General features: G+C 61.7%; 22 protein-coding genes and 1 riboswitch. Of the genes, 15 read left to right on the plus strand and 7 right to left on the minus strand.

Going from position 1 to position 26,255, the window contains the following annotated elements; genetic code table 11:
• Positions 1 to 45 precede the first annotated feature (45 nt).
• The 8 genes from LOY31_RS02420 to LOY31_RS02455 all read left to right on the plus strand — a co-directional run bounded on the left by LOY31_RS02420 (position 46) and on the right by LOY31_RS02455 (position 8,479).
• A complete protein-coding gene (locus LOY31_RS02420) occupies positions 46 to 381 on the plus strand; it encodes a YceK/YidQ family lipoprotein (protein ID WP_258712787.1) in 336 nt (111 codons plus the stop codon).
• A gap of 172 nt (positions 382 to 553) precedes the next feature.
• Entirely contained in the window at positions 554 to 2,311 is a 1,758-nt protein-coding gene (locus tag LOY31_RS02425) for a carbamoyltransferase (RefSeq protein WP_007952261.1), read from the plus strand.
• Complete coding sequence (locus LOY31_RS02430; protein WP_221533688.1) at positions 2,295 to 3,425, plus strand: glycosyltransferase; 1,131 nt, start codon at positions 2,295 to 2,297, stop codon at positions 3,423 to 3,425. The genes LOY31_RS02425 and LOY31_RS02430 overlap by 17 nt, the downstream gene beginning before the upstream one ends.
• Positions 3,425 to 4,321 carry an antimicrobial resistance protein Mig-14 gene (locus tag LOY31_RS02435; protein ID WP_258712788.1) on the plus strand — a complete coding sequence of 299 codons (897 nt, stop codon included), beginning with the start codon at positions 3,425 to 3,427 and terminating at the stop codon, positions 4,319 to 4,321. The genes LOY31_RS02430 and LOY31_RS02435 overlap by 1 nt, the downstream gene beginning before the upstream one ends.
• An 8-nt stretch (positions 4,322 to 4,329) precedes the next feature.
• The gene (locus tag LOY31_RS02440; protein WP_258712789.1) at positions 4,330 to 5,766 is read left to right on the plus strand and encodes a PIG-L family deacetylase; all 1,437 of its coding nucleotides are present in this window, start codon (positions 4,330 to 4,332) and stop codon (positions 5,764 to 5,766) included.
• Positions 5,763 to 6,917, plus strand: coding sequence for a glycosyltransferase (locus LOY31_RS02445; RefSeq protein WP_085608467.1), 1,155 nt, complete (start codon positions 5,763 to 5,765; stop codon positions 6,915 to 6,917). Before LOY31_RS02440 ends, LOY31_RS02445 begins: the two co-directional genes overlap by 4 nt.
• Positions 6,918 to 6,931: 14 nt before the next feature.
• Positions 6,932 to 7,852, plus strand: a complete 921-nt coding sequence (locus LOY31_RS02450; RefSeq protein ID WP_258713584.1) for a glycosyltransferase — start codon at positions 6,932 to 6,934, stop codon at positions 7,850 to 7,852.
• Positions 7,853 to 7,855: 3 nt separating this feature from the next.
• The gene (locus LOY31_RS02455; RefSeq protein WP_085608468.1) at positions 7,856 to 8,479 is read left to right on the plus strand and encodes a CatB-related O-acetyltransferase; all 624 of its coding nucleotides are present in this window, start codon (positions 7,856 to 7,858) and stop codon (positions 8,477 to 8,479) included.
• Positions 8,480 to 8,483: 4 nt separating this feature from the next.
• Here the strand turns inward: LOY31_RS02455 and LOY31_RS02460 are convergent, their stop codons facing one another.
• Positions 8,484 to 9,707, minus strand: coding sequence for an acyltransferase (locus tag LOY31_RS02460; protein WP_085608469.1), 1,224 nt, complete (start codon positions 9,705 to 9,707; stop codon positions 8,484 to 8,486).
• A gap of 2 nt (positions 9,708 to 9,709) precedes the next feature.
• Positions 9,710 to 11,572 carry a bifunctional O-antigen ligase/aminoglycoside phosphotransferase family protein gene (locus LOY31_RS02465; protein WP_258712790.1) on the minus strand — a complete coding sequence of 621 codons (1,863 nt, stop codon included), beginning with the start codon at positions 11,570 to 11,572 and terminating at the stop codon, positions 9,710 to 9,712.
• 154 nt (positions 11,573 to 11,726) lie between these two features.
• Here LOY31_RS02465 and msbA point away from each other — a divergent pair, with 154 nt between their 5' ends.
• From msbA to hldE, 4 genes are all read left to right on the plus strand, one after another.
• The gene (gene msbA / locus LOY31_RS02470; RefSeq protein ID WP_221533692.1) at positions 11,727 to 13,529 is read left to right on the plus strand and encodes a lipid A export permease/ATP-binding protein MsbA; all 1,803 of its coding nucleotides are present in this window, start codon (positions 11,727 to 11,729) and stop codon (positions 13,527 to 13,529) included.
• A gap of 163 nt (positions 13,530 to 13,692) precedes the next feature.
• Positions 13,693 to 14,397: a sulfotransferase family protein gene (locus LOY31_RS02475; protein WP_258712791.1), complete on the plus strand. Its 705-nt coding sequence runs from the start codon at positions 13,693 to 13,695 to the stop codon at positions 14,395 to 14,397.
• Positions 14,390 to 15,001, plus strand: coding sequence for an adenylyl-sulfate kinase (cysC, locus tag LOY31_RS02480; RefSeq protein WP_258712792.1), 612 nt, complete (start codon positions 14,390 to 14,392; stop codon positions 14,999 to 15,001). The genes LOY31_RS02475 and cysC overlap by 8 nt, the downstream gene beginning before the upstream one ends.
• A 102-nt stretch (positions 15,002 to 15,103) precedes the next feature.
• Positions 15,104 to 16,528 carry a bifunctional D-glycero-beta-D-manno-heptose-7-phosphate kinase/D-glycero-beta-D-manno-heptose 1-phosphate adenylyltransferase HldE gene (gene hldE, locus LOY31_RS02485; RefSeq protein WP_007952241.1) on the plus strand — a complete coding sequence of 475 codons (1,425 nt, stop codon included), beginning with the start codon at positions 15,104 to 15,106 and terminating at the stop codon, positions 16,526 to 16,528.
• 66 nt (positions 16,529 to 16,594) lie between these two features.
• Here hldE and LOY31_RS02490 read toward each other — a convergent pair whose 3' ends face one another.
• The 4 genes from LOY31_RS02490 to LOY31_RS02505 all read right to left on the minus strand — a co-directional run bounded on the left by LOY31_RS02490 (position 16,595) and on the right by LOY31_RS02505 (position 20,041).
• Positions 16,595 to 17,563, minus strand: a complete 969-nt coding sequence (locus tag LOY31_RS02490; RefSeq protein ID WP_221533693.1) for a metal ABC transporter ATPase — start codon at positions 17,561 to 17,563, stop codon at positions 16,595 to 16,597.
• A 31-nt stretch (positions 17,564 to 17,594) separates the two neighbouring features.
• A complete protein-coding gene (locus LOY31_RS02495; RefSeq protein WP_258712793.1) occupies positions 17,595 to 18,407 on the minus strand; it encodes an aldo/keto reductase in 813 nt (270 codons plus the stop codon).
• Positions 18,404 to 19,579, minus strand: coding sequence for an FAD-binding oxidoreductase (locus tag LOY31_RS02500; protein ID WP_258712794.1), 1,176 nt, complete (start codon positions 19,577 to 19,579; stop codon positions 18,404 to 18,406). The genes LOY31_RS02495 and LOY31_RS02500 overlap by 4 nt, the downstream gene beginning before the upstream one ends.
• Before the next feature lie 129 nt (positions 19,580 to 19,708).
• Positions 19,709 to 20,041 carry a multidrug efflux SMR transporter gene (locus LOY31_RS02505; protein WP_085608473.1) on the minus strand — a complete coding sequence of 111 codons (333 nt, stop codon included), beginning with the start codon at positions 20,039 to 20,041 and terminating at the stop codon, positions 19,709 to 19,711.
• A gap of 102 nt (positions 20,042 to 20,143) precedes the next feature.
• On the opposite strand from LOY31_RS02505, the gene LOY31_RS02510 reads away from it, so the two are divergent.
• Entirely contained in the window at positions 20,144 to 21,046 is a 903-nt protein-coding gene (locus tag LOY31_RS02510) for a LysR family transcriptional regulator (RefSeq protein WP_258712795.1), read from the plus strand.
• Positions 21,047 to 21,057: 11 nt separating this feature from the next.
• Positions 21,058 to 22,338: a lipid IV(A) 3-deoxy-D-manno-octulosonic acid transferase gene (gene waaA, locus LOY31_RS02515; protein ID WP_085608474.1), complete on the plus strand. Its 1,281-nt coding sequence runs from the start codon at positions 21,058 to 21,060 to the stop codon at positions 22,336 to 22,338.
• Between the two features lie 32 nt (positions 22,339 to 22,370).
• On the opposite strand, the gene LOY31_RS02520 is transcribed toward waaA, so the two are convergent.
• Entirely contained in the window at positions 22,371 to 23,804 is a 1,434-nt protein-coding gene (locus LOY31_RS02520) for a TolC family outer membrane protein (protein WP_258712796.1), read from the minus strand.
• 196 nt (positions 23,805 to 24,000) lie between these two features.
• Positions 24,001 to 24,106: riboswitch (TPP riboswitch) on the plus strand.
• A gap of 146 nt (positions 24,107 to 24,252) precedes the next feature.
• On the opposite strand from LOY31_RS02520, the gene thiC reads away from it, so the two are divergent.
• The gene (thiC, locus tag LOY31_RS02525) at positions 24,253 to 26,142 is read left to right on the plus strand and encodes a phosphomethylpyrimidine synthase ThiC (RefSeq protein WP_085608476.1); all 1,890 of its coding nucleotides are present in this window, start codon (positions 24,253 to 24,255) and stop codon (positions 26,140 to 26,142) included.
• Positions 26,143 to 26,255: the final 113 nt, after the last annotated feature.

Consider the following 26,255-nt stretch of genomic DNA (forward strand, 5'->3'; position numbering starts at 1 on the left):
AAAACCCCGATGCTAGTTTGCCCCGACGTTCCCGGAGGGCAAATCTTGAGCATCAAAAACGCTATCACGATCGGCGCATTTTCCCTGGCACTGTCCGGCTGCGGCACCGCCGTCACGGTGTTGCAGGACGATGAAGGCGCCACGCGCGGCCTGCGCAAACAGAAGACCTACTGTCAGTCGATTCCGCGCATCTACAGCGGGCTCGCCCACGATTTCTGCCTGCTGCACGCGCCGCCCGATCCTACTGGCATTCTGGTGCCGGTCGTCCTGCTCGACCTGACCCTGTCCGGGGTGTTCGACACGGCGTTTCTGCCTTACACGATCTATCGCCAGGCAGTGGACGGGAATATCAGTGTTTATTGGCGACCAAGCCGTGGATAGGCCCATGGACAAGGGTTCTGTGGGTTGAACGACATGGGGCAATTCGCACAGGGTCATTCCCGCCACGTTTACGCTATAATCCCGCCCTTTAGCTGTCTCTCGCCCGGTGCGAGGGCACATCATTTTTCAAGGCGCATCGCGCCTGAATGCAGACTAAAGAGGCTAGACCCCTGTGGCATTGACGATTCTTGGCCTGTCCGGCGCCCTTAGCCATGATCCTTCAGCAGCCTTGTACATCGACGGCAAGCTGGTCGCGGCGGCTGAGGAAGAGCGCTTCGTACGCGATAAACATGCAAAGAACCGCATGCCCTACGAATCGGCGAAGTTCTGCCTGGAGCAGGCAGGCATCAAGCCGTCCGACGTTGACGTGGTGGCGATTCCGTTCGCCCCGATCAGCATTTTCGGCAAGGCTCGCTGGCAGTACGCCAAGCGTTACTGGTACGCCCCGGACCGCGCACTCGACGCGATCCTGATGGGCAACCGTCGCTACAAGCGCTATCGCAACAAGATCGTCTGGTGCCTGGAGCAACTGGGCTTCGATCCGAAGAAAATCAAGATCGAGCCGGTTGAACACCACCTGGCCCACGCTTCCAGCGCCTATCACTGCTCGGGTTTCAAAGAGAAAACCGCGATCCTCGGCATCGACGGCAAGGGCGAGTACGCCACGACCTTCTTCGGTTATGGCGAAAACGGCAAGATCCACAAGATCAAGGAATTCTTCGATCCGGACTCCCTCGGTGGCCTGTACGGCGCGATCACCGAGTTCCTCGGTTTCGACATGCTGGACGGCGAGTTCAAGGTCATGGGCATGGCGCCGTACGGCGACGCCAGCAAATACGATTTCTCGCGTCTGGCCTCGTTCGAGAACGGCGAACTGGTGATCAACACCGACTACGCCAACGTGATCGGCCTGCGTCGCTATAAAGAGAAGGGCAAGGGTTACTACTTCTCGCCGAAGCTGATCGAGTGGCTGGGTCCGAAGCGCGAAGGCGACATCGCCGACGAGCCGTACATCCACTACGCCGCCAGCATTCAGGCGCTGTTCGAAAAAATCGCGCTGCAGATGATCGACTACTACCTGGGCGACGTGCTCAAGGAAACCGGCAAGCTGGCCTACGCCGGTGGCTGTGCGTTGAACGTCAAGCTCAACCAGAAAATCATCGCCCGCGACGACGTCAAGGAGCTGTTCGTACAGCCTGCTTCCGGCGACGCCGGTACGGCGGTTGGCGCAGCGGCCTATGTGTCCAACGCCCGTGGCGTGCCGGTCGAGAAGATGGAACACGTCTACCTCGGCCCGTCGTACAGCAACGAAGACGTGATCGCCGCGTGCGCCCGTCACGAGAACAAGCCGACCTGGCGCAAGCTCGACAACATGCCGGAGCAGATCGCCAAGATCATGGTCGATGGCAACCCGGTGGCCTGGTTCCAGGGCCGCATGGAGTTCGGTCCGCGTGCACTGGGCGGTCGTTCGATCATCGGCTGCCCGAGCGTGGCTGGCGTGGCTGACCGGATCAACCACCAGATCAAGTTCCGCGAGCGCTGGAGGCCTTTCTGCCCGTCGATGCTCGACACCGTTGCGCCACAGATGATCAAGATCGATCACCCGGCGCCGTTCATGACCTTCACCTTCGAAGTGGCTGAAGAGTGGAAGACCCGCGTGCCGGAAGTCGTCCACGAAGACGGTACTTCCCGGGCCCAGGTGCTCAAGCGCGAATACAACCCGCGCTACTACGACATGATGAAGGCGCTCGAAGTGCTGACCGGCAACGGCGTGTCCCTGAACACCTCGCTCAACCGCCGTGGTGAACCGATGATCTGCTCGCCGACCGACGCCCTGAACATGTTCTTCGGCTCGGATCTGCAGTACCTGATCATGGAAGACATCCTGGTGGTCAAAGAAGGCGCAAACGCTTATGACACGCTCGGCTGAACGCCATGTGCTGCAGTTCTGTCACGGCTATGACGGGCCGTTCCTCGACTGCGCGCGGCAGTACGCCAGCCTGTTCGCGGGCACCGGTTATCGGGTCACCACGGTCTTTCTGACCGGGGCTGCCGATAGCGAGGTGGCCGCGGCCTGCGCCTCCGATGAAGTGTTGTTCATGGAATACAGCTCCAAGGCCATTCGTGGCCTGAAGCTGGGCGCCATCGGCGATCTGCGCAAGATCGCCGCTTCACGCAATTTCAGTTTCTGCATCGCCCATCGCTTCAAGCCGATCTACATCGCCTTGCTCGGCACTTCGCTGCCGGTGATTGGCGTGCACCACGCGTTTGGCGATTACAAACGCGGCTCGCGCAAACTCTTTGCGCAGATTTTCCGCAAGCGTCTGAGCCTGCTCGGCGTGTCCGATGCGGTGCGCGACGACATGCGCCACTGTCTGCCGAAATGGCCGGCGGCGCGTATCCAGACCCTTTACAACCGCATCGATGTCTCGGCGTTGCAGATGAGTCAGGTGTCCGCCCGTGAAGCCCGCGAGACCCTCGGTCTGTCGGCGGATGCGTTCATTGTCGGCAACGTCGGTCGTCTGCACCCGGACAAGGATCAGGCCACGCTGCTGCACGGTTTTGCCGCGGCATTGCCCGGTCTGCCGGCCAACAGCCAACTGGTGATTCTCGGCAAGGGTCGTCTTGAGGACGAACTCAAGGCGCAGGCCCGTGAGCTGGGCGTTGGTGATCGCGTGCTGTTCCTCGGTCAGGTGCCGGATGCGCGCAATTACTTCCGCGCGTTCGATGTGTTTGCCTTGAGCTCCGACCACGAACCGTTTGGCATGGTGCTGCTGGAGGCCATGGCCGCCGGCGTGCCGTTGCTGGCCACGGCGTGTGGCGGGGCGAAGGAAGTGGTCGAAGGCGTGGGCATTCTGTTCCCGCTGGGTGACGCAGAACATCTGGCCCAGGGCCTGAAACATCTGGCCGGTATGGACGAGCAGCAGCGTCGCCAATGCGCGGAGATGATGTTCGAACGCCTGCGCGAGCGCTTCTCCGACCGCGCCGTACGCGACACCTTCTGGCATTTGCCGCAAGTTACCGATCTGGCACCGAGGGGCTGATGCTCAACCGATTTCAAGGCTGGCGCGAACGTGGCTGGTCGCCCGTTGACGCCTCAACTTATGCACAGGCCTGGCAACGTTTCGGCGGCAGCGTCGCGACTCATCCCATGGTCGTCGAGCGTCTGGCGAATCTGGCCGGCATCCCGGTGCGCTATCTGGCCTGGGAACAGCAGGGCGAAATCAAAGCCGCGATCCCGACCTGGGGCCGCGACCTGGCCTTGTCCAAGGACGTGCTCAAACGCAACGGCAAGAAAGGCCTGTTCGACCTCGGCAACGCCGAGCTGATCCTGCCGGCCGCCGCCGATGCCCAGGCCCCGCTGCGCCATCGCGGGCGCTACCTGTCGGCGCTCAACGAAAACCGCTTCAGCGGCCTCAAGTTGCAGACCGAACAACTGGCCATGGCCCGCACTCCCGAAGAGCTGTCGAAGAAGTTTCGCTACAACCAGCGCCGTGAACTGCGCCTGCTGGAAGAGGCGGGCGGGGTGGTGCGGCCGGTCAGCGATTTTTCCAGTGCCGAACTGGCAGCCATTTATTGCGTCCTGTTTCAGCGCCGCTGGGGTTTCCCGGCCACTGGCGCGGCGCGCATGGCCGAAGTCATCGAGCTGTTGCGCGAGCTGTTGATCGGCTCGGTGATCTTCCTCAACGATGCACCGATCGCCATCCAACTGGTGTACCGCGTCGAAGCCCCGGAGTGGATCAGCGTCGAGTACATCAACGGTGGCGTCGATCCTGAAACCCGTGAATTCAGCCCTGGCAGCGTCCTGAGTTTCCTCAATACGCAATCTGCCTGGGAGCATGCGCGGGCACTGGACAAGCCGCTGCGCTTTTCCTTCGGTCGCGCCGACCGTGAATACAAGGATCGCTGGTGCAATCCTGTGCCGGTCTTCACCGTATGAGTCAGCCCATGAGCCGCAAACAGCAACTGCTCAAGCGTCACCGGCGCAATAAGCGCATCGGCCTGTTGATCGCACTGATCGTGTTGATCGCCCTCGGCGTGCTGGTGGCCTGGTGGTTGCCGCTGGTGCTGGCGGTGATTGGCTGGATCGCCCACGAAGCCTGGTTCGCCGATCACCTGTTCTATTCGCCGAAAGACGATTACCAATACAGCTTTCCGCCGTTCACACCGCAGCCAAAAGTGCATTTGAACGGCGAGCAATTGCGCCTCGACGAGGGTGTGATGCTGGTGGACGACGCCACGCTGATCCTCGCCGTGAAGGTCAAAAGCAGCTTTCTGGGACGCTTCTTCGATCCTCGGGTCGAGTTGGCTGGTGGCACCCATCCCGATGCGCAGACGTTCGAACGCGGCGTCAATGGCCTGCGTTATCTGAACCTCAGCGGTCAGGCGCAGGCCTTGTCACAAGGCCAGTTGCGTCTGCGCGGGCGCTTTTGCCGGGTGTCCGGTGAGCCGGTGCTGTGGGCGCTGGAGCAACCGGACTACCGCCAGCAGCGGGTGATGGTCATCGCCCCTCACGCCGACGATGCCGAACTGGCCGCCTACGGTCTGTACAGCCAGGCCAAAGAAGCCTGGATCGTGACCCTGACTGCCGGCGAGATCGAAGCCGAACACTATCAACAGATGGGCCTGAACAAGGTCGAGGCGGCGCGGCTCAAGGGCCGCTTGCGTGCCTGGGACAGTCTTGCCGTACCGCGCTGGGCTGGCGTGCCGCAGGAACATTGCGTGCAGCTCGGTTATTTCTGCCTGCAACTGGCGGCGATGCAGGCTGCGCCCAATCAACCGATTGGCTCGCGGGAAGCCGATCTGAACGACACGCGGATGTTTCGTCAGCTGAATCCGTTTGCCTTGCCCGGCGATGCCGACGGCGCGCCGACCTGGAACAACCTGCTGGCCGACCTGCGTGACGTACTGGCCCGCGCGCGCCCGGATGTGATCGTGTTGCCGCACCCGACGCTGGATCCGCATCCCGACCATATCTGCGCCCAGGAAGCGGTGCTGGAAGCCTTGCGCGGTCTCGATTACCAACCGACCCTGCTCGGTTACGCCAATCACTTGCACGACAATGACCGCTGGCCGATGGGCGACAGTGGGCAGGGCATTGCCTTGCCGCCGACGTTCGACGCAGGCGTGGCGATGCAGCCGCTGTGCCTGCCGCTGTCGATCGAATTACAACGGGACAAGGCCATGGCGCTGAGCATGATGCATGACCTGCAGCCACCGGCCCCGTTCAAGCGTCGCCTGCGCCGGCTGTTTCAGCGACTGCTGGCCGGTCGGATGCCGTCGGTCTACGGCGAGAACGAATTTTTCAGAAAAGCGGTCAGGCGCCAGGAGCTGTTCTGGCTACTCAAACAGGGCGAAACGGGCGTCAACCGGGGAGATTTATGAGTCAACGGTCAAAGGTGTTGCAGCTGCAGCCCGACTACAACGTCAAATCCCATGATTTCGCCGACCTCGCCGAGCAAATCGTCAAGGCGCTGCCGACCGATCGTTACGAAGTGACCGCCGCTTTCCTGCGCGGCAAGCCAGGGCCGGGCGAAGCCGTCAGCCGTGCTGACCGTTCGGTGTATTTCGAGTTTTCCGACAAGTCCCTGAAGGGCATGCGCCTGCGGGCGATGTGGCAGCTGTACAAGTTCTGCCGCCGGGAAAAATTCGACGTCGTGATCTGCAACCGCTTCAAACCGGTGAACATGATGCTGACGCTGAACCGCTGGTTGAAAGTGCCGCTGTGCATCGGCATTTCCCACGGTTTCGGCGAGTACGACCGCTTCTACCGTCGTCGCCAGACTCAGCGCCTGATCGATCGGCACTGGCGCTTCGTCGGCGTGTCGCCGGCGGTCAAACAGTATTTGCTGGACTGCGATTGCGGTTTCACTGACCAGAACACGTACGCGATCACCAACGCCATCGACATCGAGCAGGCCGAAGGTTTGCAGCACAGTCGCGAACGCGCTCGCGAGTTGCTGGGCATCGACCCGAAGGTGCGGCTGATCGGGGCGCTGGGGCGACTGGTATCGGTCAAGGGCCACACTTACCTGTTGCAGGCTTTCGCCCAACTCAAAGACAAATACCCGAACACCCAGCTGGCAATCATCGGTGCCGGGCGCCTGCAGGCGCCGCTGGCCGCCGAGATCGAACAGTTGGGCCTGAGCGGTCGGGCGCACCTGCTGGGCTTCAAGGAAAACGCCCTGCAGTACGTGCGCGCGTTCGATATCTGGACCATGCCGTCGCTGGCCGAAGGCCTGGGCCTGGCCTTGCTGGAAGGCATGAGCGGGCATCTGCCGGTGATCGCCTCGAACGTGCCGGCCATGCTGCCGCTGATCGAAGGTGCCGGTGGCTTGTCGATCACGCCCAGGGACGTACCGAGCCTGGTTGCGGCGCTGGACACCTACCTCGCGCTGTCGGATGACGAGCTCAAGGCCAAGGGCGAGCAGGCCTACCGTTATTTGCAGGAGCAGCACGACATCGAGGTCTTCCGCCAGGAATACCTGAACCTGATCGACTCCGGCCTGGAGCAGGCCCGCAAGGAACAGCCGTGAGCGAAGAAAGAGCCATGAGCGAAGAAAGAGCCTTCAGCGAGTCCGCAGTCGTGAGCGGTGAGCAACCTCTCGTCACTGTCATCATCGCCTCCTATAACCATGGCCCGTACATCGAGGAAAGCATCCTCAGCGTCATCAACCAGAGCTACCAGAACATCGAGCTGCTGGTGGTCGACGACGGTTCGAAGGACGACAGTGTCGAGCGCATCACTGCCTTGCAGGCCAAGCACGGCTTCGACTTCCGGGTGCAGCAGAACCAGGGCCTGACCAATACGCTCAACGGCGCGATCGCACGGGCCAAGGGCAGCCTGATCGTGCCGTTCGGCTCCGACGACATCATGTACCCCGACCGGATCGCCACTCAGGTCGCTTACATGGACGGCAAACCGGAAGTGGGCATCTGCGCCGGCAACATCGAGCTGATGGACGCCGACGGCAATCTCTACCCGGAAAAGCGTCAGCGCCGGGACGTGCCGTTCCGTCGCGCGGATTTCGATGACATGTTCCTGGAACGCAAGCCGTATCCGCCGGCACCGACCCTGATGATCCGTCGTGAGGCTCTGGACAAGGTGGGCGGGTTCGACCCGACGATTCGTCTTGAGGATCTGTACATCGAGCTGAAAATTACCCGCGCCGGGTACTTCATCGATGGCCTGAACGTGGTGATGGCGCGCTACCGCAAGCACGCCACCAACTCCTACAAGAATCACCGTTTCATGATCGAGAACATCCTGCGCACCTACGCGCTGTTCAGCGATCATCCGCTGTACGACGAAGTGCGCTACAAGTCGCTCAACTCGATGTTCCTGAAAACCGCCAACCGCGATCGCAAACTGGCGCGGGAGCTGTTGGCGCAAATCCCGTTCAAGGCCTGGAACAAGAAAACCTGGCGCGGGTTGGGCCGGTTGCTGTTTTCACCGTTGGAAAAAGACTGAGCCATGGGCTGGATTCAGCGCTGGCGCGAGCGACGCGCGAAACGGGCTATTCGCAAATTGCCGAAGATCGAACGCGGCACGGCGCGATTCCGGCAGGCCTACCCTGACTATGGTTTCGGTCGGGGCAGTTATGGCTTGCCGCTGGTGCATGACTGGAAGGAAGGCTCGACGCTGAACATCGGCGCCTATTGTTCGATTGCCGAAGGCGTGCAGATTTTTCTCGGTGGGCATCACCGTGCCGACTGGGTGACCACGTTTCCGTTTCCGGCGATGCTGCCGGAGGCGGCCCACATCAGCGATTACAGCGGCACCCATGGTGACGTGACCATCGGCAACGATGTCTGGCTGTGTTCCGGTTGCACGATCCTGTCGGGCGTCACTGTCGGCAGCGGTGCAATCATCGCGGCGGGTGCGCTGGTTACGCGGGATGTCGAGCCCTACGCGGTCATGGGGGGCAATCCCGCGAAGTTCCTGCGTTGGCGGTTCCCCGAGGAACAGCGTCACCAGCTGTTGCAGAGTGCCTGGTGGGACTGGCCGGAAGCCGAATTGAACGGGCTGGCCGGCACGCTGTGCAGCGATGACGTCGAGGGATTCCTCAGTTACGCCCGACAGCGTCGATCGACATAGCTGCTCAGCGATCCTGAACGGCTTTCTCGGCCAGCTTCTTCGACCCGGACCTTTTCTGGCGCAACCACTGCAGAAATGTCCTGCCCGCTTCAATGCCCGGTTTTTCGATGTACAGGAATGTCAGGCTGGCGATGACGATCAGCAGGCAACTGCACACGGCCATCAACAGCAGATAGAGGATCGGGTTTTGCGGGTTGAAGGGTATGAAGTGCGGCAGTTGCTGCACCATGATCCAGAGCACATAACCGTGTAGCAGGTAGGTGCTGTAGCTGATCTCTCCCAGCCAGCGGACACTGCGCAGGCGCAGGGCGCCAAACAGCGGATTGCCCGAGGCCACGATCAGGAAGAACACGGTCAACAGCAGCAACGGCATCAGGTTGAAGGCGCGTTTGTACAGCGTCATCACCAGGACCAGAGCCAGCAGGGCTATTACGGTGGCGAGACGTGTCTGACCCCATGCCGCCAGCTGCGGGCGACGCACCCAGTAGGCTGCGGCAATCCCTCCCAGAAAACTCGCCAGGAAGTGCTTTTTCAGCGAATGTTCCCAACCGACCACCTGATACAGGGTGTAGATCCCGATCAGGCAGAGCACCACTTGCAGCCAGTGTCCACGATAGATGAACACCAGCCCCAGCAGCGGCAGTGCCAGGTAGAAAAACACCTCATAGGCCAGCGTCCAGGTCACGTTGGAAATCAACATCCCGCTCTGCGGGTACTGATTGATGTCAGGTCGGTCGAAGGTCAGCCAGGCCAGTATCTGCCCGGCCAGTTGTGTACCGGAATCCTTCAGTTCCCAGCCTTGCAGGTAGAACACCGTGACAAACACGATCAGCATCAGCGGCAGATACAGTGGGTAAAGCCGAAATACCCGTGACACCGCAAAGGCCTGCCAGTCGTGATCACGGCCCTGTTTGAGCAGACGACTCCAGAACAGAAAACCGGTGATCATGAAAAACAGCGCAACGCTGGCCTGACCCAGTTGCGAGTAGAAGTTGCTGGGCGGAAAGTCGATCACACCGGTACGCAGGTAAAACCAGGTGATGATGGCGTGATGGATGAATACGCCAAAAGCCAGGTAGCCACGCAGGCCGTCAATACTGCCATAGCGGCTTTCGCCGGCATGTTGCAGATGCGTGGCCGCTTTGGGTAGCAGGCGAAGGAGCAGAGCCGAAGTCGCGATAGCAATCAGATACGCTATCGCGGCATAGACTGGGTTTGTATCCGTCATGATCAATGGGCCCGGACCGGGCGACCTCCCTGTTGCACCTGCCGGTGCAGATTGTCGACCGCAGCTTTGGAGGCCGTCACCGAATAACCCTGGAGCAGGGCATCGAAGTGATCCTCGAACAGCCAGCGCTTGTCTTCCGTGTAGCGCTGCATGTGACGCAAGTTGCGTTGGCGCAATGAAAGGCTCAGGGGCGACGGATAGATGCGCAGGTCGGCCAGATCGATCAATCCGAATTCGCCATCCTCCAGCACCAGTACGTTGCCCAGGTGCAACGAGCGGAAATACACGCCCTGTTCATGCAGTTGGGCCATGAACTTGCCAAAGCGTTCCACCAGGGCCTGGCGTACTGCGGGAGCCGTGATGCCTTGCAGCACCTGACGCAGGGTATGGCCCGGCAAAGGCGAATAATGGACGGCACTGCTGCCGTCTTCGAGACGATAAAGACCCAGTATCTCCGGGGTCGGGATGCCTGCCCTGCGCAATTGCTCGCTGTTCACGGCAAATCGCTCGGAGTAGGGATTGAAGGTGCCGGAGGTGTACCAGCGGCGACGGCGGAATAGTTTCAGGAAACTGCCATCTTCCAAGCGCAGAACTTTGGGCCCCAGGCCGTCTTCTTCGATGATCCGGGCATTTTGGCTCAGCTGCTGCATGTCGGCTGCCGAGCGTTTTACCACCGGCCTGTCCAGCAGGCGGCGGGCACGCAGGTTAACGCTCAGTGCGGCAATCAGTGCCAGCGGTATCCACAGCAGGAACCAGTGCTCCTTGGGCCGCGAAAGGATGCCGCCACCCTCGGTCAGTCCCGCACCGATACCGAATACCAGCAGGGTCGAGGCGATGATCAGCAAGGGCTGTACACGCTGGCGCCAACTGCTCAGCAGTCCCCAGGCGAGGAAGAACAGCCACGGCAGCAGGCCCAGCAGGCCGACGTAATAGAGGACACCCAGCGCAAAACTGTGCGGCTCCTGAAAGTTGTATCCGACACCGGGATCGATCGACAGGTTGGCGTTATAGCCGTGGCCGATCCACGGATGATCGGAAATCTTGTTCAAGGCCAGTTGCCAGATTTCGAAGCGATAGGAGTCGCCACGTTCGATGATCATTTGCGAAAACACGGCCATGACCACCGCACCGCTGGTGGCCAGCGCGCCCAGCAGCAGCAGCGAACGACGGTTCCAGCAGATGAAGCACAGCCAGAGTGCCGCCGCGGTCAGGGCGACCAGCGGGGTTCTGGAACCGGTGCCGATCACCGCCGCGAACATGATCGCCATCGCCGGCATACTGAGCCAGAGCAGCTGGCGACGCTTGCAGGTCATGCTGATGCTGAGCCAGTAGGCACAAAAGAAACCGAACAGATGAGAACTGAGCAGCGGGTTGTCGAAGGCGCCACCACCGACCAGGCGCATCCCGGGCTCATAGGTGCGGGCAAAATGGATCAGGAAGACACTGGTGGCCACTAGCGCAACCAGTGCCGCCGTGAACAGCAAGGGCTGGAGGATATCGTTGCGATAGCGCACCAGCAGGTAGCAGCCGGCGAACAACAGCAAGGTGTGCAGCGGCGGCTTGAACATACCGCCGATCGGTTCATCCCCCGGTCCCCAGCACAGGCTGAGCAGCGCCCAGGCGACGAACAGCAGCAGTGCGATGATCAGTGGCTCCTGGAGCAACTCCTTGAACGCCCGCGGGCGCAAGCAGATGGCGATCAGCGTCGGAATGCTGAACAAGCCGTAAAACAGTTTGTGATGCAGGCTGCGACCCGGCAGGAAAAACAGTGCGCACAAGAGCAGGAAGTAGCCGGCGGGGAGTATCCACAGACTAATGAAATCGAAAATTCGATTGGACGTACTGCTGAAGCCGCGAAGTTGCATGCTGAGAGATTCAATCCTGAAGTTGATCGGCCATTTCGATGATGGCTATTTGATGCTGAAAAAGATGCCTAACAATAGCAGCCTTTGCCCGATTGCCAGAACCCTGAAGAAGCTGTGCTAAAGTCAGCGTCCTTTTTATCGACTTTCGCGTGATATGACCGACTCCAGTCCCGCCGCAAGCCCTTCGAGCTTGAAAATCTACTTCCGCCTGCTCGGCTATGTCCGGCCGTACATCAGTCTGTTCCTGATCAGCATCGTCGGTTTTCTGATTTTTGCCTCGACCCAGCCGATGCTCGGCTACATCCTCAAGTACTTTGTCGACGGTCTGTCCAATCCCGAGGCGGTGCTGTTTCCCACCGTGCCTTACCTGCGCGATCTGCAACTGTTGCAGGCCGTACCGCTGCTGATCATTCTGATCGCTGCGTGGCAGGGTCTGGGATCTTATCTGGGCAACTATTTCCTGGCCAAGGTTTCCCTGGGCCTGGTGCACGACCTGCGGGTGCAGTTGTTCAACAACCTGCTGGTCCTGCCCAACCGTTATTTCGACAAGCATAACTCCGGTCACCTGATTTCGCGTATCACCTTCAACGTGACGATGGTCACGGGGGCGGCAACAGATGCGATCAAGGTCGTAATCCGTGAAGGCATGACGGTGATCTTCCTGTTCGCCTCCCTGCTGTTCATGAACTGGAAGCTGACGCTGGTGATGGTCGCGATCCTGCCACTGATCGCCGTGATGGTGCGCACCGCCAGCAAGAAATTCCGCAAGCAGAGCAAGAAGATCCAGCTGGCCATGGGCGACGTCACCCACGTCGCCTCGGAAACCATCCAGGGCTATCGCGTGGTGCGCAGCTTCGGTGGTGAAGCTTACGAGGAGAAACGCTTTCTCGACGCCAGCCAGAGCAACACCGACAAGCAACTGCGCATGACTCGCACCGGCGCGATCTACACGCCGATGCTGCAACTGGTGATCTACAGCGCCATGGCGGTGCTGATGTTCCTGGTGCTGTTCCTGCGCGGTGACGCGTCGGCCGGTGACATGGTCGCCTATATCACCCTGGCCGGCCTGCTGCCCAAGCCGATCCGCCAGTTGTCCGAAGTCAGTTCGACCATCCAGAAGGGTGTGGCCGGTGCCGAAAGCATTTTCGAGCAACTGGACGTCGAGCCGGAAGTCGATACCGGCACGGTCGAGCGCGATTCGGTCAGCGGTCGCCTCGATGTGCGCAACCTGAGCTTCACCTACCCGGGCACCGAACGTCAGGTACTCGACGACATCAGCTTCTCGGCCGAGCCTGGGCAAATGGTGGCGCTGGTGGGGCGTTCGGGCAGCGGCAAGTCGACCCTCGCCAACCTGATTCCGCGCTTCTATCACCACGACAAGGGCGAGATCCTGATCGACGGTGTGGAAGTCGAGCAGTACAAGCTGCTCAACCTGCGCCGCCACATCGCCCAGGTGACCCAGCATGTCACGCTGTTCAGTGACACTGTGGCCAACAACATTGCTTACGGTGACCTGGCCGGGGCGCCGCGTGAAGACATCGAGAAAGCCGCGCGTGATGCGTATGCGATGGACTTCATTGCGCAGTTACCGGAAGGCCTCGACACCCAGGTCGGAGAGAACGGCGTGCTGCTTTCCGGTGGCCAGCGCCAGCGCCTGGCAATCGCACGCGCCTTGCTCAAGAACGCGCCGGTGCTGATCCTCGACGAGGCCACCTCGGCTCTCGACACCGAGTCCGAGCGGCACATCCAGGCCGCCCTGGATCAAGTGATGAAGGGCCGTACCACGCTGGTAATTGCTCACCGCCTGTCGACCATCGAGAAGGCCGATCTGATTCTGGTCATGGATCAGGGCCGGATCGTCGAGCGCGGCACTCACGACGACCTGCTGGCACAGAACGGCTACTACGCGCGTCTCAACGCCATGGGCCTCGACGCCCCGGCCGAAGACATCGCCTGATCCCGCCGAAAACCCCGGGCGCGCAATGCGCCCGGCGATTTGTATCCAGTCCTATACCCTTCTTGACCAAACCGGCATAAAACCGGCCATCGCGCTTGTTAAGGTTCCTGAACGAACTCTGACTTCAAATCGAAGGGGCCATCCTCTTCGCGCGGGTGCTGGCATGCTGCAACGTTATCTCTGGAAATTGCTGCCCAAGCCGCAGCGGGCCTTTCTGCTGGGGCGCCTGTCGGTGGTCGACCGGCAAGTGGTGAACAAGTCGATGTCGGCCAGTCTGGCCTTTCCCGCTGCCTTCGAGCAGCGCGACTGTCTGTTTATCCACGTGCCCAAATGCGCCGGCAGCAGCTTGTGCGCGGCGATGTTCGACGGCTGGCGTCCCGGACACTTGCCGTTGTACTGGTACGAAGAGCAATTTCCCGAGCAATATGCCGCGGCCTACAAATTTGCCTTTGTGCGCGATCCGCTGGAGCGCGCCTATTCGGCTTACGCCTTTTTGCATGGCAACACCTTGGGCGGGCGCGATCACGCCGCTCAGCAGATGGTTCGGCAATATCGGGATTTCGACGATTTTGTCGCACGCTGGCTGCATCCGGAGACGATCTCGCGGCAGCTGCACTTTGCCCCACAGACCGACTTTCTCACCGATTCACTGGGTCATCTGGCCCTGGACTTCATCGGTTACCAGGAACATCTGGAACAGGATTTCAAACAGGTTTGCGACCGCTTGGGGATGGTGTGTCAGTTGCCGCACGTCAACAGCTCCCGGCAGCGCCAACCGCTGAAGGCGCGGGAGTTCTGCTCGACGCGAACCCGTCGGTTGGTGCGTCGGGCCTATCAGCGCGACTACGAGTTGCTCGGTTATGAATGAGGCGCTGCACAGTCTGGTGACACGGCCTGCCATCAGCCCCTACAGCCTTGCGCTGTCCCGCCAGGCGCGAGCCGCGCTCAAGGGACAGCGGTCGCGTTGCCTGTGGCTGACCGGGTTGTCCGGCGCCGGCAAGTCGACTCTGGCCAATTCGCTGGAGCTGCACCTGCATCAATTCGGGATGCACACCTTTCTGCTCGATGGCGACAACGTGCGCAATGGTCTGTGCCGGGACCTGGGCATGGACGATGCCGGTCGCCGGGAAAACATCCGGCGCATGGCCGAAGTCGCCCGGCTGATGGTTGATGCGGGGCTGATCGTCATCGTCGCGGCGATCTCGCCGTTTCGGGCCGAGCGGGATGCTGCGCGGAAACTGTTTGCCGAGGGCGACTTCATCGAAGTGCATGTGAGCACTTCGCTCACGGTGTGCGAGCGCCGTGATCCGAAAGGTTTGTATCAGGCAGTGCGCCAGGGTCGTATCCAGCATTTCACTGGCATCGACAGCCCTTACGAGGCGCCGTTGGCGGCGGAGTGCCGGATCGACACGGAAGCGGTCGAGCCGAGCGAGGCCTGCGAGCGGTTGGCGGCTTTTCTGCTTAAAAAATGAGCAAAAAAGCCAGCTGTTTCATCCTGTTGCAGCCGCCGCACAAGCCTTCGCCAACCCTGTGTTAATATCGCGCCCCTGTTCATTTTGTATGTGGGTTGCTCCATGAAGTTGTCCATGCCGCGATTCGATCAAGCCCCTGTCTTGGTGGTCGGCGATGTCATGCTCGACCGTTACTGGCATGGTGGTACCTCACGGATTTCCCCTGAGGCGCCGGTTCCTGTCGTTAAAGTCGAGCAAATCGAAGACCGCCCGGGCGGTGCCGCCAACGTTGCCTTGAACATTGCCGCGCTGGGTGCGCCGGCGTCGCTGGTCGGTGTGACCGGTGACGACGAAGCCGCCGACAGCCTGAGCAACAGCCTCAAGGGTGCGGGCGTGCGAGCCTTGTTCCAGCGCATCGCGCACCAGCCGACCATCGTCAAGCTGCGGGTCATGAGCCGGCACCAGCAATTGCTGCGTATCGACTTCGAAGAACCGTTCGCCACCGACGCACTGGCCCTCGGCGCGCAGGTCGATGATCTGCTCGAAGGCATCAAGGTGCTGGTGCTGTCCGACTACGGCAAAGGCGCCCTGAAAAACCATCAGGCGCTGATCCAGGCCGCGCGTGCCAAAGGCATTCCGGTGCTGGCCGACCCGAAGGGCAAGGATTTTTCGATCTACCGTGGCGCAAGCCTGATCACCCCGAACCTCAGCGAATTCGAGGCCATCGTCGGCGGCTGCGCCGATGAGCACGAGCTGGTGACCAAGGGCGCGACGCTGATGCACGACCTGGATCTCGGCGCACTGCTGGTGACCCGTGGCGAACACGGCATGACCCTGCTGCGTCCGGATCATCCGGCGCTGCATTTGCCTGCGCGGGCCCGTGAAGTGTTCGATGTGACCGGTGCCGGCGACACAGTGATTTCCACTCTGGCGGCTGCGATTGCCGCTGGCGAAGAACTGCCGCACGCGGTAGCGCTGGCCAACCTGGCGGCGGGCATCGTGGTCGGCAAGCTGGGTACCGCGGCGATCAGCGCCCCGGAACTGCGTCGCGCCATTCAGCGTGAAGAAGGTTCCGAGCGTGGCGTGCTGGGTCTGGAGCAACTGCTGCTGGCAGTCGCCGATGCCCGGGCGCACAATGAGAAGATCGTGTTCACCAACGGCTGCTTCGACATCCTGCACGCCGGCCACGTGACCTACCTCGAGCAGGCGCGGGCCCAGGGCGATCGCCTGATCGTCGCGATCAACGACGACGCCTCGGTCAGCCGCCTGAAAGGGCCGGGCCGGCCGATCAACAGCGTTGACCGGCGCATGGCGGTTCTCGCCGGTCTCGGTGCGGTGGACTGGGTGATCAGCTTCGCCGAGGGCACCCCGGAAAACCTGCTGCGCGAGGTCAAGCCGGACGTGCTGGTGAAGGGCGGCGATTACGGTATCGATCAAGTGGTCGGCGCCGATATCGTCAAAGCCTACGGTGGCACCGTTAAAGTGCTGGGGCTGGTGGAAAACAGCTCGACCACGGCGATTGTGGAAAAAATCCGCAAGTCCGAGTGATGCAAACATGAAGACCGCGCCTGCGACGACTCTCTGGAGTCACTCGCAGGCGCGGTCTTTTGCCGTTCAGGAGTTCACTTTCTTGCGCGGCACGATCTTCTTCAGCAGTTGCTTCGCCTTGCCGCGCAACCGTGCCAGCCCCGTGTCCTTGGGCGGCGGGGTCAAACCCTGCTGGCGCAGCCAGTCCTTCCAGCGAATCCGCTCATCGCGCACCAGCCAGCCGTCCTGCCGGGCGAAACTTTCCGCCAGGTACAGGCCGCGAGTGCCCGCCGGGTACAACTGACCTTTCTTCAGCGTGTACAGCTCGGGCAGCGGTTCGCTGTCCTGCAACGGCATCAAGTACAGATCGGGGCGTTTGCGGTCGAGCCGGGCGACCAGTTGATCGCCTTCCAGCCGTTCATCGACATGAAACAGGCTGAGGTTCTTGGCTTCCTTGGGCACGTCCAGCCGCAAGTCGTAGATCAATTGCAGCGACGCGGTCGGCAAATGCACGTAGGCCCTCGGCCGTTCGAGCAATTGCAGATTGGCGCAGCGCACCGGCCGGGCCGAACCGGACAGCGGCGTCAGGCGAAAGGGCAGGGCCTCGCGATAATGCAGCGCCGAGGCGTACGGCGCCGGCAGCCAGGTGTCGTTGAAGCGCCCGCCGAGCCAGCCTTCCGGGGTTTCCAGCAGGCACTCTTCGGCAATCTCCTGGATCGCCGTGTGCAGCGGAATGTTCAGCTCATGGGCTGGTACGTAACCGGAAATCAACTTGAGCACCACATCGCCGCGATCCTGCCGACGCTGGCGCACCAGCACCCAGTAATCGCGATTCTGCCAGTGCAGGGTCAGGCGTACCGAGACGCCGAGGTTGGCCAGCTCCAGCGCAAACCGCTCGGCGTCGGCCACGCTGACCGGTTTGCGCCGCTGCAGGGTCTGGGCGAAATTCAGCGGCATGCCCACGCTCTGGTAGGTCAGGCCTTCCGGCGTGGCTTCGACGAACAGCGGCAGCGTCTTGAAGTTGCTCGGGTTCTTTCTGATGAGCGTACGCGGCATGTCGGCTCCTGCTTAAGGCCGCGAGGCGGCGTCAGTGACCACGAAGGACCTGGGCAACGGTCGCAACGTTATGGGCGAGGTGCAGCGGATTGATTGTCCCGACGATGGCACTGGCCACGCCGGGCTGGGCGAACAGCAACTCGAAGCTGGCGCGTACCGGATCCACGCCGGGACTCAGGCACACATGACCGCTGGCCAGGGCCTTCTTCACCAGAATGGCTTTGCCGTGGGCAGCAGCATAGTCAATGACCGCCTTCTCGTTTTGTTCGTTCAGATTGTAGGTGACCATCGCGCAGTCGCCTTGCTCCAGTGCTTTGAGGCCACCGTCGACGGTTTTGCCGGAAAAGCCGAAGCCGCGAATCTTGCCCTCGGCCTTGAGTGCCGCGAGGGTTGCGTAGACTTCGCTGTCGTTGAGGATCGCCAGATCGTTACCGTCGGAGTGCACCAGCACCAGGTCGATAAAATCGGTTTCAAGACGTTGCAGGCTGCGCTCCACCGACATTCGTGTGTGAGCGGCGCTGAAGTCGTGGGTCGACTGGCCGTCGACAAATTCTTCGCCGACCTTGCTGACGATCACCCAGTCCTGACGCTGACCGCGCAGCAGCGGGCCGAGGCGTTCTTCGCTGCGGCCGTAGGCCGGGGCGGTGTCGATCAGATTGATACCCAGCTCCCGCGCCTGTTTGAGCAGCATGCGCGTTGCATCGTCGTCGGGGATCTGGAAGCCGTTGGGGTATTTCACGCCCTGGTCGCGACCGAGTTTGACGGTGCCCAGGCCCAGCGGCGAAACCAGCAGGCCGGTGCTGCCCAGCGGGCGATGCAGATCGTGCAGGGTCGGCAGGCTCATGGCAGCAGTTGCTCCCAGGCGGGAACGCCCATCGGTGGTTTTGGCAATTCTGGTAGCGGAGCCGAGTGGCTCGGCTGGATGCCGTCGCGTTGCAGGGACGCGATCACCCGGTCAGCGAAGTCCGGCGCCAGGGCCAGTTTGGTTGGCCAGCCCACCAGCAGGCGACCTTCTTCAGCGAGGAAGGCGTTGTCCGGACGGGTCAGGCCGGTTTGCAGTGGTTCGGCGCGATCGACGCGCAGGGTCGCCCATTGCACGGTGCTCAGGTCGATCCATGGCAATAGCTGACCGAGTTCTTTCTGGGCGGTGGCGATCTGTTCGGCCGGCTCACGGGCCACGCCTTCGGATTCGGCAATGTCGCCGCCCAGATACCAGACCCACTGACCGTCGGCGGCCGGGTGGGTGGTCACGGTGATGCGCGGCTTGGTGCCGCCACCGAGGCAGTGCGCGTACAGCGGCTTCAGGCCCGGGCCCTTGGCGATGATCATGTGCAGTGGCCGGCGTTGCATGGCCGGATGAGTCAGGCCCAAAGCAGTCAGCAGGTCGGCGGTACCGGCACCGGCACTGAGCACGATGCGCTGGGCGCAGATCTCGCGGCCATCGACTTTCAAGCCAACCAGCACGCCGCTTTCCAGCAGCGGCTCGATGGTCTGGCCGGCCAGCAGACCGTCACCCGACAGGTCGGCCAGACGCTGGATCAGGCTCGGTACATCGATCACCAGTTCGGCGAGGCGGTAGACCTTGCCCTTGAAGCGTTTGTCTTGCAGGGCCGGCGGCAGTTGATCGCCCTTGACCTGATCGACCCGGCCACGCACCGCTTTGCTGGCGAAGAAACTGGTGAGGTTGCCGGCCAGGGTGCCCGGCGACCACAGGTAATGGGCTTCGGACAGCAGGCGCACGCCGCTCAGATCCAGTTCGCCGTTACCGGCCAGGGCTTCACGCCAGCGGCGCGGCATGTCGGCGATGGCTTCCGAGGCGCCGGTCAGCGCACCGTGCAACGCGTACTTGGCGCCGCCGTGAATGATGCCCTGGGACTTCACGCTCTGCCCGCCGCCGAGGCTGGCGCTTTCCACCAGCACGGTCGAGAAACCCTGGCGACGCAGGCGCGCGTTCAGCCAGAGACCGGCGACACCCGCGCCGACAATCAGCACGTCGGTGGAAATTGGAGATGGCATGCAACGACCTCAGTGTTCAAGACGAGGGCGCAGTATACAGACTCGGGGAAAAGGGGATTTGTCGATGATCAACAGAGGGAAGGCATGAGCCCTTGCCGGCACGATTGCCTGCAAGGGCTTAGGTCAGGATTAATGGCCGGCGGTTTTCGAGAACAGCTGAATCACCACCACGCCGAGCACGATCAGCGCCATCCCGAGCATTGCCGGGACATCCAGCTTCTGCCCATAAATGAAAAGCGCCGCGACGCTGACCATCACGATGCCCATGCCGGCCCACACCGCGTAGGCCACGCCCACCGGCACGCTGCGCACCACCAGGGTCAGCATCCAGAACGCGATGGCGTAGCCGACGATGACCAGCACCAGTGGCAAAGGCGTGCTGAAACCTTTGACGGCTTTCATCGAAACGGTCGCGATCACTTCGGCACAGATGGCGATGGCCAGGTAGACGTAAGCGTTCATGTTCAAATCCTCGTGTGTAGCGTTGCTTTCTGAGGCGGCATTCTAGTGATTCACCAGATGGGGTAAAGTCATTACCTATCTGTTTACAAGATGGGTTGGCCGATGAGCATGCAGTGGAATCTGGAGCAGTTGCGGGTGTTTGTCGCGGTGGCTGAACAGCGTTCGTTTTCCGCCGTGGCGCGTCAGCAACGCAAGGCGCAGTCGGCGATCAGCAGCGCGATTGCCATGCTCGAGGACGACCTCGGTGTCAGTCTGTTCGAGCGTAGCAGTGGTCGCCAGCCGAGTCTTACCGAAACGGGTGAAGCTTTGCTTGAAGAGGCGCGTGAAGTGTTGCGCCAGTGCGAGCGCCTGAACGGTCGGGCCGTGGCCATGATGCGCGGGCAGGAAGCGCAACTGCGGGTGGCCCAGGACGAGGCGATGCCTTATCAGGCGCTGGTGGAAAGCTTCGGCGCGCTGGCCGAGCAGTTTCCGAGTCTGGAGGTGCAACTGACCAGCGCCGCCCAGGGTGAAGTCTCGCGCAAACTGGTGGCGCGTCGGGCCGATCTCGGGCTGCTGTTCTATCACGACGAAATCCCCGAAGCGCTGGAGCGTCGGGTGCTGGGCAGCGTGGAAATGGTCACGGTCTGCGGTGTCAATCATCCGCTGGCAGCGCAATCCCGGGTCAACTGCCAGCAGCTTGCTCAGCATCGGCAATTGCTAATGTCGACTCAGACCAGCGTCTATCCCGGCAGCGAACCGGCCAGTCCACAGGTGTGGCGCGCCGACAGTTTCTACGTGATGGCCGAATGGCTGGTGCGTGACCTCGGCTGGGCCTGGCTGCCACGCCACGTGGTGCAGTACTCGGCGTATCAAGGTTTGATGGTGGAACTCGACAGCGAATGGACGCCGCCGGCGCTGGTGGTGGAACTGGTCTGGCGCCGCGACGAACCCCTCGGGCCGGCCGCCCGTTGGCTGGCGGAGCGATTTGCCATACACCTGCGGGCGATCGGCGGCAAAAGCCGATAAACTCCGCCGCCATGAATAGAACTCTCTACACCGCGCTGTTTTACCTGGGGCTGCCATTGGTGGCGATTCGGCTGTGGCTGCGTTCGCGCAAGGCGCCGGCGTATGCCAAACGGATTGGCGAACGTTTCTCCTACGGCATGCCGACGCTGCAACCTGGGGGCATCTGGGTTCACGCCGTGTCGGTGGGCGAAAGCATCGCCGCCGCGCCGATGATTCGCGCGCTGCTGCAACGTTATCCACAGCTGCCAATCACCGTGACCTGCATGACGCCGACCGGTTCGGAACGCATTCAAGCGCTGTTCGCCAACGAGCCGCGCATCCAGCATTGCTACTTGCCTTACGATTTGCCCTGCGCGGCGGCGCGTTTTCTGGATCGCGTGCAGCCGAAACTGGCGGTGATCATGGAAACCGAACTGTGGCCCAACCACATTCACCAATGCGCCAAACGCGGGATTCCGGTGGCGCTGGCCAACGGGCGCCTGTCCGAACGTTCGGCCAAGGGCTATGGCCGATTCAGCAAACTGACCGCGCCGATGCTCGCCGAGATGAGTCTGTTCGCCGTGCAGACCGAGGCCGAAGCCCAGCGCTTCCGCGATCTCGGTGCGCGTGCGGAGACAGTCGAAGTCACCGGCTCGATCAAGTTCGACCTGACCATCGACCCGCAACTGCTGCAACGCGCTGCTGAACTGCGTGGCCAATGGCAGGCGCTGGAGCGACCGGTATGGATCGCCGCCAGCACCCATGAAGGCGAAGACGAGGTGGTGCTGAACGCTCACCGTCGTTTGCTGGCCAACCATCCCGATGCGCTGCTGATTCTGGTGCCACGCCATCCGGAGCGTTTCAACTCGGTATTCGAGTTGTGCCAGCGTGAAGGTTTTGCCACGGTGCGTCGCTCTACTGGCGCAAGCGTCGATGCACAGACTTCGGTGCTGCTCGGCGACACCATGGGCGAATTGCTGTTTCTCTATGCCCTGGCCGACAGCGCGTTCGTCGGCGGCAGTCTGGTGCCCAACGGCGGTCACAACCTGCTGGAACCGGCAGCGCTGGCGAAGCCGGTGATCAGCGGCCCGCACCTGTTCAACTTCCTCGACATCGCCGCGCAATTGCGCAGCGCCGGGGCGTTGGCCGAGGTCGATGACGCCGAAGGTCTGGCGACAGAAGTGCAGCGTCTGTTCGAACTGCCGCGCGATGCACAGCGCATGGCAGAAGCCGGGCTGAGTGTGATGCGCCGCAATCAGGGCGCGTTGCAACGTTTGCTCGATGGCCTGGGAAGGTTGATCGACCGCCCATAAAAAAAACGCAGCCTCAGGGCTGCGTTTTTTGTTTAAGGCCGGGCCTTGAGCTGGGCTTCCGCAGCCTTGGCCAGATCTGGCGGCAGGAAATCCTTGTCCGGGTTGTAGTCGGCTTTCAGATAACGCGTCAGGTCCTGCAAGTCGCCAGGGTTCAAAGTCCCCGCTGCCTGCTTCAGGCGCAGGTTGTCGAGGATGTAGTCGTAGCGGGTGTTGTTGTAGTTGCGCACCGAGGTGTACAGCTGACGCTGGGCGTCGAGTACGTCGACGATGTTGCGCGTCCCCACCTGATAACCGATTTCCGTGGCTTCCACCGCGCTCTGGTTGGAGATGATCGACTGCCGGCGCGCCTGTACCTGCTCGACGTCGGTGTTCACCGCGCGGTGCAGGTTGCGGGTGTTCTCGACGATCTGCCGGCGCAGGCCTTCACGTTGCTGTTCGGTCTGATCCAGTTGCGCGTAAGACTGGCGCACCTGGGAACTGGTCAGCCCGCCGTTGTAGATCGGGATGTTCACCTGCAACGCCAGGGTGCGTTGTTCGACGTTGCCGCCATACGGCGTGCCGAAAGCATTCGGGTTGCTGAAGCCAAACGAATCGTTGTCGCCTTTCTCGTATTTCGCCACGGCGTCGAGGGTCGGCAGGTGGCCGGCCTTGCGCTGTTTCAAGGTCTGTTCGGCGGAGCTGACCGCGTAGTTGCTGGCCAGCAGATTGAGGTTCTGTTTCGCGGCGGTATCGACCCAGGCCTTGGCGTCGTTCGGCGCCGGCGGCAGGATCGGCAACGTGTGGACGATGCCCTGGATCGAGTTGTACTGACGGTTGGTCAGGGTGATCAGCGCTTCGAACGCATCATCGACCTGACGCTGGGCGACGATCCGGTTGGCGCGGGCGGTGTCGTAACTGGCTTGCGATTGCAGCACGTCGGTCTTGTCCGACAGGCCCACATCGAAGCGCTCGTTGGACTGGTCGAGCTGGCGCTTGAACGCGGCTTCCTCGGCCTTGGTCGAGGCCAGGTTGTCCTGGCTGCGCAGCACGTTGAAGTAGCTTTCGGCGGTCTGCAGGATCAGGTTCTGCTCGGTGGCCGAGAGTTGCAGCGCGGCCTGCTCGTTGACGTCCTTGGCGGCCTGGTACTGGAACCAGCGATCGGCGCGGAACAGCGGTTGCGCCAAGGTCGCCTGATACGACTGGGCGCTGCGGTTGGCGACGGCCGACGGCTGATCGATGTCGGTGCGCACATTGGCGACCTGGGCGCCACCGGACAAGTTCGGCAGCAGCCCGGCGCGGGCCTGGGGCACGACTTCTTTCTGCGCGCCGTACTGGGCGCGGGCGGCGGCCAGGTCGGCGTTGTTGTCGACCGCTTCCTGATAGACGCTGACCAGATCAGTCTTGGTCGATAAAGGCGCTTCTGCTGCCCAGACCGTGGCGGTGGACGCACAAGACACGGCAACAGCCAGTGAGAGTTTGCGCAGCATGAGGCGATCCCTAGCATGAATATTATGGAAATAATCCGGGCGCCAAAGGTAAGGCGCGGCCCATGCAGCGTCAAGGCGCAGCATGGCGTAGCGAGTGTAGTTGCGCAGGCGGCAGGCAACAATCTGCCAATTGCGCCATTCATCATGGTGTTTGCAGCGGTGTTGGCGTTCTTTGCCGGTTGTGTCTAGACTGGCCGGGTTCTTGTCGGGGTGCCTTGCTATGAGGCTGAGATCGAATAATTTCGGATCCCGTTGAACCTGATCAGGTTAGCGCCTGCGTAGGGAACAAGATTTCTCGTCACCCGGCGAGTCCTCTTGTGCTTCGTCCGGGATATTGTTCGACAATCGAACGCTCGACGACGATGCACAGCACCAGTCCTGGTGCGTCCGTGCCTTTCAGGTTCTGCTCCGACAATCCACTGCCTGGATGCTGTCTGGAGAGCCCGTGATGACTACAAAATCTAAAAACGCGATCAACCTGAGTGACTCGGCCAAGGTCGACGAGCAGTCGGTTAAGCCGTTCACCCGTTCGCAAAAAGTCTACGTTCAGGGCTCCCGCCCGGACATCCGCGTGCCGATGCGCGAAATCACCCTCGATGTGACCCCGACCGACTTCGGCGGCGAAATCAACGCGCCGGTCACCGTCTACGACACCTCCGGCCCTTACACCGATCCGAACGTGGTGATCGACGTGCGCAAAGGCTTGGGCGACGTGCGTTCGGCGTGGATCGACGACCGTGGCGACACCGAGCGCCTGCCAGGCCTGAGCTCGAACTTCGGCCAGGAGCGTCTGGCCGATCCGGAGCTGACCAAGCTGCGCTTCGCCCACGTCAACAACCCGCGCCGCGCCAAGGCCGGGGCCAACGTCAGCCAGATGCACTACGCGCGCAAAGGCATCATCACCGCCGAGATGGAATACGTCGCCATCCGCGAAAACATGAAGCTGCAAGAGGCCCGCGCTGCCGGTCTGTTGAAGCAGCAGCACGCCGGCCACAGCTTCGGCGCGAGCATCCCGAAAGAAATCACTCCTGAGTTCGTGCGCGAAGAAATCGCCCGTGGCCGCGCAATCATTCCGGCCAACATCAACCACGTCGAACTGGAGCCGATGATCATCGGCCGTAACTTCCTGGTGAAGATCAACGGCAATATCGGCAACAGCGCGCTGGGTTCGTCCATCGAAGAAGAAGTGGCGAAACTGACCTGGGGCATTCGCTGGGGCTCGGACACCGTGATGGACTTGTCCACCGGCAAACACATCCACGAAACCCGCGAATGGATCATCCGTAACTCGCCAGTGCCGATCGGCACCGTGCCGATTTATCAGGCGCTGGAAAAGGTCAACGGCGTGGCCGAAGACCTGACCTGGGAGCTGTTCCGCGACACGCTGATCGAGCAGGCGGAGCAGGGCGTCGACTACTTCACCATCCACGCCGGCGTGTTGCTGCGCTACGTGCCGCTGACCGCCAAGCGCGTGACCGGCATCGTCTCCCGTGGCGGTTCGATCATGGCCAAGTGGTGCCTGGCGCACCACAAAGAGAACTTCCTCTACACCCACTTCGACGAAATCTGCGAAATCATGAAGGCCTACGACGTCAGCTTCTCGCTGGGCGACGGCCTGCGTCCGGGCTCGATTGCCGACGCCAACGACGAAGCGCAATTCGGCGAACTGGAAACCCTCGGCGAGCTGACCAAGATCGCCTGGAAGCACGACGTGCAATGCATGATCGAAGGCCCGGGCCACGTGCCGATGCAGTTGATCAAAGAGAACATGGACAAGCAACTGGAGTGCTGCGACGAGGCGCCGTTCTATACCCTCGGCCCGCTGACCACCGACATTGCGCCGGGCTACGACCACATCACCTCCGGTATCGGTGCGGCGATGATCGGCTGGTTCGGTTGCGCGATGCTCTGCTACGTGACGCCGAAGGAGCACCTGGGTCTGCCGAACAAGGATGACGTGAAGACCGGGATCATCACCTACAAGATCGCCGCTCACGCAGCGGACTTGGCCAAGGGGCATCCGGGCGCGCAGATCCGCGACAACGCCTTGAGCAAGGCGCGGTTCGAATTCCGTTGGGAAGACCAGTTCAACCTGGGTCTGGACCCGGACACTGCCCGTTCGTATCACGATGAAACCCTGCCGAAGGACTCGGCGAAGGTCGCGCATTTCTGTTCGATGTGCGGGCCGAAATTCTGCTCGATGAAGATCACTCAGGAAGTCCGCGAATACGCAGCCAACCAGCGGATCGACGCGGTCGACGTGGACGTCGCCCAGGGCCTGGCGGAACAGGCCGAGCGGTTCAAGAAGGAAGGCAGTCAGCTGTACAAGAAGGTTTGATCTGACCTGAATTCTGCGGCGTCTGTGCTGGCCTCTTCGCGAGCAAGCCCGCTCCCACACTGGATCTCCTGTGAACACAGATTTTGTGAACAGCGGGATTTGAATGTGGGAGC

The organism is Pseudomonas sp. B21-021 (assembly GCF_024749205.1).
Classification (GTDB): Bacteria; Pseudomonadota; Gammaproteobacteria; order Pseudomonadales; family Pseudomonadaceae; genus Aquipseudomonas; species Aquipseudomonas paraglycinae.